This window comes from Streptomyces sp. NPDC003011 (assembly GCF_053591515.1).
The window spans coordinates 115,851-125,874 of the sequence record NZ_JBSFTY010000004.1 but is presented as its reverse complement, the minus strand read 5'-3'; the positions used below and the strand labels follow the sequence as shown (position 1 = coordinate 125,874).

The 10,024-nt window shown below is 74.1% G+C and carries 8 protein-coding genes; 2 read left to right on the top strand and 6 right to left on the bottom strand.

The features are described from left to right. The first annotated feature begins 234 nt into the window (after window positions 1-234). Together ACWD0J_RS03645 and ACWD0J_RS03640 are read left to right on the top strand one after the other, a co-directional pair. Window positions 235-1,314 (top strand): hypothetical protein, encoded by a 1,080-nt coding sequence (locus tag ACWD0J_RS03645; RefSeq protein WP_451494076.1) that lies wholly within the window; start codon window positions 235-237, stop codon window positions 1,312-1,314. Between the two features lie 219 nt (window positions 1,315-1,533). Then, entirely contained in the window at window positions 1,534-1,857 is a 324-nt protein-coding gene (locus ACWD0J_RS03640) for a hypothetical protein (protein ID WP_451494075.1), read from the top strand. 71 nt (window positions 1,858-1,928) lie between these two features. On the opposite strand, the gene ACWD0J_RS03635 is transcribed toward ACWD0J_RS03640, so the two are convergent. The 6 genes from ACWD0J_RS03635 to hppD all read right to left on the bottom strand — a co-directional run bounded on the left by ACWD0J_RS03635 (window position 1,929) and on the right by hppD (window position 9,860). Beyond that, window positions 1,929-2,765, bottom strand: a complete 837-nt coding sequence (locus tag ACWD0J_RS03635) for an ABC transporter permease (protein WP_451494074.1) — start codon at window positions 2,763-2,765, stop codon at window positions 1,929-1,931. Between the two features lie 14 nt (window positions 2,766-2,779). Next, window positions 2,780-3,718: an ATP-binding cassette domain-containing protein gene (locus tag ACWD0J_RS03630; protein ID WP_451494073.1), complete on the bottom strand. Its 939-nt coding sequence runs from the start codon at window positions 3,716-3,718 to the stop codon at window positions 2,780-2,782. Window positions 3,719-3,949: 231 nt separating this feature from the next. Further along, the gene (locus ACWD0J_RS03625) at window positions 3,950-5,182 is read right to left on the bottom strand and encodes a sensor histidine kinase (RefSeq protein WP_451494072.1); all 1,233 of its coding nucleotides are present in this window, start codon (window positions 5,180-5,182) and stop codon (window positions 3,950-3,952) included. 72 nt (window positions 5,183-5,254) lie between these two features. Continuing rightward, window positions 5,255-6,364 carry a prephenate dehydrogenase gene (locus ACWD0J_RS03620; protein WP_451494071.1) on the bottom strand — a complete coding sequence of 370 codons (1,110 nt, stop codon included), beginning with the start codon at window positions 6,362-6,364 and terminating at the stop codon, window positions 5,255-5,257. Further along, complete coding sequence (locus ACWD0J_RS03615; protein WP_451494070.1) at window positions 6,361-8,838, bottom strand: aminotransferase class I/II-fold pyridoxal phosphate-dependent enzyme; 2,478 nt, start codon at window positions 8,836-8,838, stop codon at window positions 6,361-6,363. Before ACWD0J_RS03615 ends, ACWD0J_RS03620 begins: the two co-directional genes overlap by 4 nt. After that, window positions 8,835-9,860: a 4-hydroxyphenylpyruvate dioxygenase gene (gene hppD / locus ACWD0J_RS03610; RefSeq protein ID WP_451494069.1), complete on the bottom strand. Its 1,026-nt coding sequence runs from the start codon at window positions 9,858-9,860 to the stop codon at window positions 8,835-8,837. Before hppD ends, ACWD0J_RS03615 begins: the two co-directional genes overlap by 4 nt. Window positions 9,861-10,024: the final 164 nt, after the last annotated feature.

Genomic DNA, 10,024 nt, shown 5'->3' with positions numbered 1-10,024 from the left:
TCCGGGCGCTCCGGGCGCCCAGGGGCCGCCGCGGACAGCGGCGGCGGTCCCCGCCGCCGTACGACCGGTCCCGGCGCCGTCCGCCTCGCGAGCGGGCGGCGCCGGGCCGTCGTGCTGCCGCCGTCCGGTTCCCCGCCGCCGGGCTCCTCGCCTTCCGGATCTCTGCCGATCGGCAGATGTGCCGACGCGGCCCGCCCGCGATGCTGAACACAGAACACACGAGGAGGCAGCGTCATGACACAGGCCACCGACAACGCGTCGTTACGGCGGCAGGCCGGCCCTGGGGAACCGGAGCGCCGAGAGCCGGACCGGCCCGCCCGGCCCACCCGGATCGGACTCGCGGCCTTCCTCGCCCTGCTGTGCTACGGGCTCGCCCACACCTACTGGGCCCTCGGCGGCGGCGGTTTCCCCTTCGGCGCCGACGACGCCAACCCGGAGTACTCGGCCTTCGAGCACGTCGGCCGGGACCAGCTGGCCCCGTGGCTCGCGGCCGGCTTCCTGGCCGCCGCCGCGGTGGCCCTGCTGCTCGCGCTGCCGGGCCGCCGCCGGATCCCGACGCCGGTGCTGCTCGGCGCCACCGGCCTGTGCGTCGCCGCGGTCTTCTGCACGCTCGCCGACTTCCGCATCCTCGGCAACCTCGCCTACGTCTTCATGCTGCGGTTCAGCGCCATCAACTGGTCGGTCGTCAACCAGGTGTTCGCGGTCGGCTCGGTGGGTCTCCTGGCCGCCGCGGCCGTCGCCTACCAGCGCCGGACCGGCGGTGCCTGCGTACGCTGCGGACGCACCGACGAGGGCGGGGAGTGGACCTCGCCGGAGTCCGCCGCCCGCTGGGGCCGCAAGGCCGCCTACACCGCCGTCGTCGTCCCCCTGCTGTACGCCAGCACGCGCTGGGCCTGGGCCCTCGGCTACCCCCTCGGCATCTCCGACGAACTGTGGGAGGAGGGCAAGGAGGACCACCTGTGGATCTTCGGTGCCGCCCTCGCCACCATGGGCGCGCTCGGTTCGCTGCTCACCCTGGGCCTGGTGCGGCGCTGGGGCGAGGTCTTCCCGCGCTGGGTGCTGGGGCTGCGGGGCAAGCGGGTGCCGCCGGCCCTGGCCATCGTGCCGGCCTCGCTCGTCTCCGTGATGGTCACCATCGCCGGGATCATGTACATCCGCCTGCACCTCACGGGCTCCTTCGACAACGAGAAGGACGACTGGGGCGCCACGGTCCCCGAGACGGTCTGGCCGGTGTGGGGCATCGCCCTGGCGGCCGCCACGCTCGCCTACTACTTCCGGCGGCGCGGGGAGTGCAAGCGCTGCGGCCGGGGATGAACACCGCACGGCAGGGCCCGGAACCGGAACACCGGTTCCGGGCCCTTTGTGCGGACGGCTCCTTTTTTTGCGGACAGCTCCTTTTGCGGCCGGCTGCTTTCCGTGGGTGCTCCTGTGAATTCGTTGATGTGGCATTGAGGCGCCGTACGCCGGACTTATTGAATCGGGTTTCCCGGAATCACGAACGGTCCGGGACCGCACACCATCAGGAGGCGCAGAATGAGGAAGCTCGTGCACGCGATCGGGGCCGGCGCGGCCGGACTCGCCCTGCTCGGCGGTCTCCAGGGCACGGCGCGGGCCGCCGAGGGCGGTGCCGCGGCGTCCGTCCCCGGCTGCGTGGTGGGCAAGCCCGTCTACATGGTCACCGTGGGTGCCTCGATCACCAACAACTGCACCACCACCCAGCAGGTGAACGTGGAGTACACCAGGGGCGGCGTGACCTACGTCCCGGACAAGTGCCACACCGTGGCGCCGGGCACGACGGTCACCACCAGCGAGCCCTTCTGGCTGGCCGACCGCTATGTGGGGCTCATCCCCTGCTGATCCGGCACACACCTCGGCCCGGAACCGGTCACCCGGTTCCGGGCCGACGTACGTGCCGGGGACGCGGCCGGTCAGGACGCCCGGCGGAAGTTGCGGATCGCCAGCGGCGCGGTGACCAGCACGAGCACCCCGCAGGCGGCCAGCGTGGCCAGCACGGTGCCGGTCGCGGGTTCGCCGAGCGCGAGGTCGCGGGCCGCCGTGATGGCGTGGGACATCGGGTTGACCTCGGCGAAGCCCTTCAGCCAGCTCGGCAGGCCCTCGGCCGGGACGAAGGCGTTCGAGGCGAACAGCAGCACCATGTTCACCATGCCGCCGATCGGCTGGAGCGCCTCCGGGCGGCGCAGCCAGGCGGACAGGGCCATGAACACCCAGCCGAGGGACCAGCCGAGCACCACCGCGACCAGGACCGCGCCGAGCGAGCCGAGCAGGCCGCCGGCCGGACCGAAGCCGAAGACCAGGGCGGCGGCCGCCAGCATGACCAGCATGTTGACCACGTTGAGCACGGTGTCGGCGATGCTCCTGCCGATCAGGACCGACGCGGTGTTGATGGGCATCGCCTTGAAGCGGGCGATGATGCCGTTGTTCATCTCGGTGGTCAGGGCCACCCCGGACTTCAGGGCCGCGCTGATCGAGCCGGTGACGAGGAAGGCCGGCAGCAGGTAGTCGATGTAGCTGACGCCCGGGGGGAAGGCGGAGGTCTGCGAGACGCTCTTGAAGACCTGGCTGAACACGGTCAGCATCAGGATCGGTTCCAGGATGCCCGGCAGCACCAGGGAGGGGTCCCGCAGCGCCCGCAGCGACCGGCCGGACAGGACGGATATCTGCCGGAGCAGGCCGGCTCCGCCGTACTGCTCGGGCGGCGCGGGCGCGGGCGCCGACGGCGTCGTCTGGTGGGTGGTGAGGGTCATCGGGACATCCCTGCCTAGCGTCCGGTGGAGTGGTTCAGGGTCATGTACACGTCGTCCAGCGAGGGTTCGGAGAACGCGAGGCCGGTCAGCTCCACCTTCGCGTCGTCGGCCGCCCGCACGATCCGGGCCAGGTCGGTGGAGTCGGTCACGGGCATGGTCAGCACCAGGCCGTTCTCCTCGTGCGCCGGGACGAGACCGGCCCCGCGCAACGCCGCCACGGCCCGGGAGCGGTCCTCGGCGTCGCGCACGGTGACCGACACCGAACGCCGTCCGACCCGGCTCTTGAGTTCCTCGGCCGTGCCCGAGGCGATGACCCGGCCGGCCGCGAGCACCGTGATCGCATCGGCCAGGACGTCGGCCTCGTCGAGGTACTGGGTGGTCAGCAGGACCGTGGTGCCCTCCCGGACCAGCCGTTTGACCACGCTCCACAGGGCCCGGCGGGCCGCGGGGTCGAGGCCGGTGGTGGGCTCGTCGAGGAAGATCACCTCCGGCCGGCCGACCAGGCTGGCCGCCAGGTCCAGGCGTCGGCGCATCCCGCCCGAGTAGTCCTTCGTCTTGCGGTCCGCGGCGTCGGTGAGCGAGAAGAGGTCGAGCAGTTCCTCGGCGCGCTCCGCGGACCGGGCCCGTGAGGCGCCCAGCAGCCGGGCGATGAGCACCAGGTTGGCGCGGCCGGACAGGGTCTCGTCGACGGCCGCGTACTGGCCGGTGAGCCCGATGCGGCGGCGCACCTCCTCCGGCTGCCGGGTGACGTCGAGCCCGGCCACCTTCGCCCGCCCCGCCGTCGGCAGCGAGAGGGTGCTCAGGATGCCGACGAGCGTGGTCTTCCCGGCGCCGTTGTGCCCGAGCAGCCCCTGCACGGTGCCCTGCGGCACGGCCAGGCTCACCCCGTCCAGGGCATGCGCCGAACCGTAAGTCTTCGTGACGTCCGAGACGTCGATCATCAGGGTGTCCATGGAATTCCCTCCGCACGATTCCGGAAGCCCACTGCCGGTCGTCGGGCGGTGTTTCAGGGATGACCGAAAGGGACCACATGGGCCGTCACCTACAGGCGTACGGTAGCCCTGGATCCGGGAATTCCCGAGGCGGCATCAGAACTCTCGAACTGGTATTGCGCGCCCCTTCGGAACCGGTATTTTTCGGCGGGTACGGTCAACGCGCGGCGGCGGAGCGGGCGGGCCGTCGCCTCAGCCCACCGGCAGCACCGCCGTCACCCGCCAGCCGCCGTCCCCGTCGCCGCCGAAGTCGAGACGCCCGCCCAGTGCCCCGACCCGTCCGGCGAGCCCCTCCAGACCCGTGCCGCCGCGCCGCCCGCCGTCACCGAGCCGGCTCCCCGGTTCGGTCAGGGACGGGGCGCTGTTGGCCACGGTCACCGTGAGCACCTCGTCCGGGCCGTCGAGGCCGGGCCGCACGGACACGCGGACCAGGGGAGCGGCCGCCGCATGGCGCCGGACGTTGGTCAGGGCCTCGACCACCACCCGGTGGGCGGTGCTGGCCACCTCCCGGGGCACCCGTGCGGCCTGCTCGGCCGAGAGGTCGATGTCCATCCGTACCTCGGTCCGCCCCGCCTCCCGGAACCGTTCGACGACGTCCACGATGTCGGCGAGCCCGTAGGCCTGCGGTGCGCCCTCGCCCGGTCCCTCGCCCGGCCCCGCGGCCGGACCGCTGGAGTCGTCCAGCATGTGCACCGTACGGTCCATGGAGCCGAGGGCCTGGAGCCCGGCGGCCTCGATCTGTTCCAGGATCGGCAGCACCTTCTCCGGCTGGTCCGCGCCGATCACCTGTGCCGCCTGCGCGAGCACCACGATGCCCGACACGTCGTGCGCCACGAAGTCGTGCAGATCGCGCGCCAGGTGGAGCCGCTGGCTGCGGCGGGCCTCGTGCACCGACCGCACCCGCCGTGCCTCCAGGGCGCGCAGCCAGCCCCCGACGGCGGCCGCGGCGACCGCGCCGAGCGCGAAGAACGCGCTCTGCGCGGCCGTCTCCAGCAGGGTGTCGGGCACCTGGAGACGCAGGATCGCGGTCGACGCGGCGAGACCCAGCGCGGTGGCGGTCACCGTGGCCCACCGGGGGATCGCGTACCGCACGACCAGGCAGACCAGCAGCAGTTCGGCGGCGATCTCCACCAGGGTGACCAGTCCGGTCGACTGCCGTTCGGCCGGCGGCCGGCCGAGCACCGTGCCCAGCGCGGAACTCACCGCCACCACGGCGGCCGTCGCCGCCACCGGGACCCGGCCGCGCAGGCCGGCCGTGACCAGGGTGCCCAGCACCGCCACGGCCATCGGTACCGTCGCCCGCCAGCCGGCCGTCGGGCCGGCGACCAGCCCGGCCGCCACCACGCCGGTCCCCAGGGCCGCGCAGACCGGGCGCAGCACCCGCCGGTGGAGGTCTTTCCCGGTGTTCGAGCCCAGCGCCGCCATCCCGCAGATTCTAGGCCCGGCGGATCAACCCGGCCGGGCCGCCGGTCAGTTGGACCGGCGGACCGGTGGGATTCAGCCGTTCCCGGTGAGGGTCACCCGGGCCTCGGGGGCCCAGCCGTGCAGGTCGAGGAGCCGTCGCACCTCCTCGCTCGACGACTGGTCCACGAGCAGCTCCACCAGGCCGCTGGGCTGGTCCACCGCGTGCTCGATGCTGACGTCCTCGATGTTGACGCCCGCCCCGCTCACCGCGGCGAACAGCCGGGCCAGCGCGCCCGGCTGGTCCGGTACGGCCACCGGGACCGTGACCTGCTCGGCGGGGCGGGTGCCGTGCTTGCCCGGGACCCGCGCGCAGCCCCGGTTGCCGCGCCGCAGCACCTCGTCCAGGCCGACGGCGGCCTCCTCGCGCACCCCGTCGTCCGGGCTGCCCAGACCGCGCAGCGCGCGGACCGTCCGGCCGAGGTCCTCGGCACAGGCCTCCAGGACGTCGGCCACCGCGTCGGCGTTGGCCTCCAGGATGTCGCCCCACAGGGCGGGCTCGCCCGCCGCGATCCGGGTCATGTCCCGCAGCCCCTGCCCGGACACCCGCACGTACTCGGCGTCCGCCCCCTCCAGCCGGGCCGCCATCATCGAGGAGACCAGATGAGGGGCGTGCGAGGTGAGGGCCACCGCCCGGTCGTGGGCGGCGGCGTCCATGATGACCGGCGTACCGCCGCACAGGGACACCAGTTCCAGTCCCTGGTTGAGGGCCGGGCGGGTGGTCGCGGGCGAGGGGGTCAGCACCCACAGCCGGCCCTCGAAGAGATCGGCGCGGGCGGCCAGCGGCCCCGAGCGCTCCGAGCCGGCCAGCGGATGCCCGCCGACGTAGTGCGCCGGGTCCCCGCCCGCCAGCAGCACACCGTCGTACGGGCGTACCTTGACGCTGGCGACATCGGTGTACGCGTGCGCGAGCCCCCGCTCCTGACAGCGCGCGAGCACCGGGCCGACCTGCGTCGGCGGCACCGCGAGCACGGCGAGGTCCACCGGCGCGCCGGGCGCCGCGAGCGAACCGGCGCCCAGCGCCTCCGCGGTCCGGGCGGCCGTGGTGTCCGCGTCGTCCAGGAACACCGCCACGCCCCGCCGGCTCAGCGCCAGGGCGACGGAGGTGCCGATCAGCCCGGTCCCGATGACGGCGGCGGTCCTCATGCGGTCCGTCCCGTCGGCTCGGCGCGGGAGCCGGCCGGCGCCGTCCTGGCCCGGACGAAGCGGGCGAGGCGGGCCACGCCCTCCTCGATCTCCGCGTGGCCCAGCGAGCTGAACGACAGCCGGATCGCCCGGTCGCCGCCGCCCGCCGGATGGAAGTACGACATCGGCGTCCAGATGACCCCGTACTCCCGTGCGGAGTCGAGCAGCGCGTCGTCGTCCGCGGCGAACGGCACCCGCAGGGTGAGGAAGAACCCGCCGGCCGGCCGGTTCCAGCTCACCTTGGAGGCGGCGCCCGGCTCCTGGGGGAAGTGCCGGTCGAGCGCGCCGAGCAGCACCCCGAGCGCCTCGCCGTAGTGCTTGGCGGGCACGGCGTTGAACTCGGCGAGACTGCCGTCGCACGCCAGCAGCGCGCCCGCGACGGCCGCCTGGCTCAGCGGCGGGGTGTTCACCGTGACCATGCTCTTGATCTTCGCCAGTTCGTCCGCGAGGAGGCCGCCGGCGCCCGACGCGTCCACGACCGGCTGGTCCGCGACGGCGAACCCGATCCGGGCGCCCGGGAAGACCGTCTTGGAGTACGAGCCCAGGTGCACGACCCGGCGTTCACGGTCGAGCGACTTGAGGGCCGGCTCCCGTGGTCCGGCGCTGACCAGCCGGTACGGACTGTCCTCCAGGATCAGGAAGTCGTGACGCGCCGCCAGGTCGAGCAGCCCCTCGCGCGCCGCGCGGGTCAGGGTCGTACCGGACGGGTTGGAATGGTCCGGTACGACGTACAGGGCCCGCGGGCGGCGCCCGAGGGCCCGCTGGGCGAGCACGGCCGCCTCGACGTCGGCGCAGTCGATGCCGTCGGCCCGCTCCTCCACCGGCGCCAGCGGGATGTCCAGCAGCCGGGCGGCGCCGGTGATGCCCACGTAGCAGGGGCTGGCCACCAGCAGGACGTCGTCGGGTCCGGCGAACAGGGCGCGCAGGGACAGCAGCATCGCCTCCTGCCCGCCGACGGTGACGACGATCGACTCCGGCGGGACGTCGATCCCCTCGTCGGTGCGCAGCGAGTCGGCGATCAGCTCACGGATCCGGCCCGCCGTCGGCCCGTACTGGTACAGCGCGGTGCGCACCTCGTCGGCGGAGGCACCCCGGGCGGCGAGGTGGTCGAGGTAGCGCCGGATGTGCCCGAAGAGCTCCTCGGTGTCGAAGAAGCCCTCGTAGGGGCGGCCGGGGGCGAAGGAGACCGCGGCGGGGAAGCGCCCGGCGATCTCGTTGAGGAAGTTCATGGTGTCCAGGACCGGGTCCGAGACACTGGCGTGCAGGTCCTGCCGGCGCAGCACCGTCCGCCGCGCGGCGGACGGGCCGGGCGCCGCGTGCGGGAGCGGCTCGTGCGGCCGTGTCCGCGGGCCGGCGGCGGCGCGTTCCAGTACGCCGGGGCCGGCCGCGGCCACCGACGCGGTGCCGGTGAGGGCCATGGCCTCGGTGAGCCCGTCGACGACCAGTTCCAGGACCTCTTCCGCTCCGTCCCGGCCGCCGGCGGCCAGGCCGTGCAGCACGGGGCGGCCCACCAGGACGGCGTCCGCGCCCAGGGCGAGCGCCGCCAGCACGTCGGCGCCCCGGCGGACCCCGCCGTCCAGGAGGAGCGGCACCCGGCCGTCCACCGCGGCGGCGACCTCCGCCAGCACGTCCAGCGTGGCCGGGGCGCCGTCCAGTTGCCGGCCGCCGTGGTTGGAGACCACCAGGCCGTCCACGCCGGCGGCCAGCGCGCGCACCGCGTCGGCGGCCGTCAGCACGCCCTTGACCAGGACGGGCAGCGCGCTCACCGAACGCAGCCAGGCCACCACCGACCAGTCGAGGGCGGGGTCGAGCTCGGCCCGGGCATGTGCGGCGGGGCAGGCGTGGTCGCCCGGCGGGAGATTGGCCGGCACGATGTGCGGCGGCAGCCGGAACCCGTTGCGTTCGTCGCGCGGCCGGCGGCCGAGCCGCGGGGCGTCGGCCGTGAGCACCAGCGCCTCGAAGCCGGCCCGTTCGGCGCGCTGCACGAGCCGCCGGGTGGTGTCCCGGTCCCGGAAGCAGTACACCTGGAGCCACAGCGGACCGCTCGCGGCCTCGGCGATCTCCTCGAACGCCCGGCCCGCGAAGGTGCTCACCACGAGCGGCAGGCCGGCCGCGCCGGCCGCCCGGGCCGTGGCCGTCTCGCCCTGCGGGTGCATCAGCGTGTGGTACGCCATCGGCGCCACCCCCACCGGCGCGGCCCAGCGGCGCCCCAGGACGGTGGTGCCCGGGTCCGGTTCGCCGACCCCGGCCAGCACCCGCGGGCGCAGCCGGACGCGGTCGAACGCCCGCAGGTTCGCCGCCAGCGTGCGCTCCTCACCGGCCCCGCCCTCGACGAAGTCCCAGACATGGGGGTCGGTCACGGCCCGCGCCCGCTCGGCGACGTCGGCGAGTGTCACCGCGCGGGGCGGTGCGGCGGCGCCGGTGCGGCCGCTCACGCGGCGACCGCCCGGGCCCGCTCCACGGCCTCGTACAGGGCACGGATGTTGGAGCTGCCGAAGCCCTGCGCGCCGTGCCGCTGGATGAGTTCGAAGAAGAGCGTGCGCCGCTCGAAGGGGGAGCGGGTGAACAGCTGGAGCAGGTAGCCCCACTCGTCCAGGTCGGCGAGCACGTTGGTCCGGCGCAGGTCGGCGATCGTCTCGTCGAGCGTGGCGACCCGCTCGGCGAGGGCGTCGTAGTACGTGTCCGGGGTGCGCAGGAACTCCACGCCCCGGGACTCGAACTCCAGGACCGCGGGGACGATCTCGTCCACCATGAACGCCAGGTGCTGGACCCCGGCGCCGCCGTTGCGGACGAGGAACTCGTCGATCTGGCCGGGCTTCCTCGACACGTCGGGCTCGATGATCGTGAAGGTGATCCCGGCGGACGGGCTGCGCACCACGACCGAGTCCATGGCCTGCTCGCCGACGGAGACGTACTCGCTGTAGTACTGCTCGAAGCCGAACCCGTCGAGGTAGAAGCGGACCGTGTCGCGCAGCGTCCCGGCCTCCAGGCACACCGCGACGTGGTCGAGCGAGTTCAGCGCGGGCGCCGCGGTGAGAGGCGCGGGACCGCGGGCGGTCCACTCGCGACCGGCGGGCAGGCGGGCGGGGGCGCCCACGGGACGCCGGACCAGGGTGTGGCGGACGGCCCCGAAGCCGGAGACGACCGGGGCGTCGGGAGCGTGGCCGGGCAGCGCGCGGGCGCCGGCGGCCAGCGCGGTGTCCCGCACCGCGAGGGGGTCCGCGCAGGCGAACGCGAGGTCGGCGACACCGTCGCCGTGGGCGGCGAGGAACGCGCCGGCGGCCGGCCCGGAACTGACCACGAGCCGGACACCGCCCTGTTCCAGCAGCACCGAGTCGAGGCCGTCCGCGGTGCCGCGCGCGATCTCGTGGAAGCCGAACGCGGAGCGGAAGTAGGCGGTGGTGCCCCGAGAATCGGCGGTGTAGATCTCGATGTACTCGACGTCGTATGCGGTCACTATGCATCTCCGTTTTCTGGCAGCTTCCTGAAAACCGGACCACGGGTCATGGCCGGATATCTGGCGCAGCATCTCCGCAGTGTCATTTAGCTGCCATCGGGCGGCTTTTTTCGAGGCTGCATCGAAAATTTCTCTAGGCTGTCCGGAGTGTGAGCGAAGTGATG

What these genes read in the sequence shown, in the direction of transcription:
- ACWD0J_RS03645 (WP_451494076.1), top strand. Translation starts at nt 235, where the DNA reads ATGACACAGGCCACCGACAACGCGTCGTTACGGCGGCAGGCCGGCCCT.
- ACWD0J_RS03640 (WP_451494075.1), top strand. Translation starts at nt 1,534, where the DNA reads ATGAGGAAGCTCGTGCACGCGATCGGGGCCGGCGCGGCCGGACTCGCC.
- ACWD0J_RS03635 (WP_451494074.1), bottom strand. Translation starts at nt 2,765, where the DNA reads ATGACCCTCACCACCCACCAGACGACGCCGTCGGCGCCCGCGCCCGCG.
- ACWD0J_RS03630 (WP_451494073.1), bottom strand. Translation starts at nt 3,718, where the DNA reads ATGGACACCCTGATGATCGACGTCTCGGACGTCACGAAGACTTACGGT.
- ACWD0J_RS03625 (WP_451494072.1), bottom strand. Translation starts at nt 5,182, where the DNA reads ATGGCGGCGCTGGGCTCGAACACCGGGAAAGACCTCCACCGGCGGGTG.
- ACWD0J_RS03620 (WP_451494071.1), bottom strand. Translation starts at nt 6,364, where the DNA reads ATGAGGACCGCCGCCGTCATCGGGACCGGGCTGATCGGCACCTCCGTC.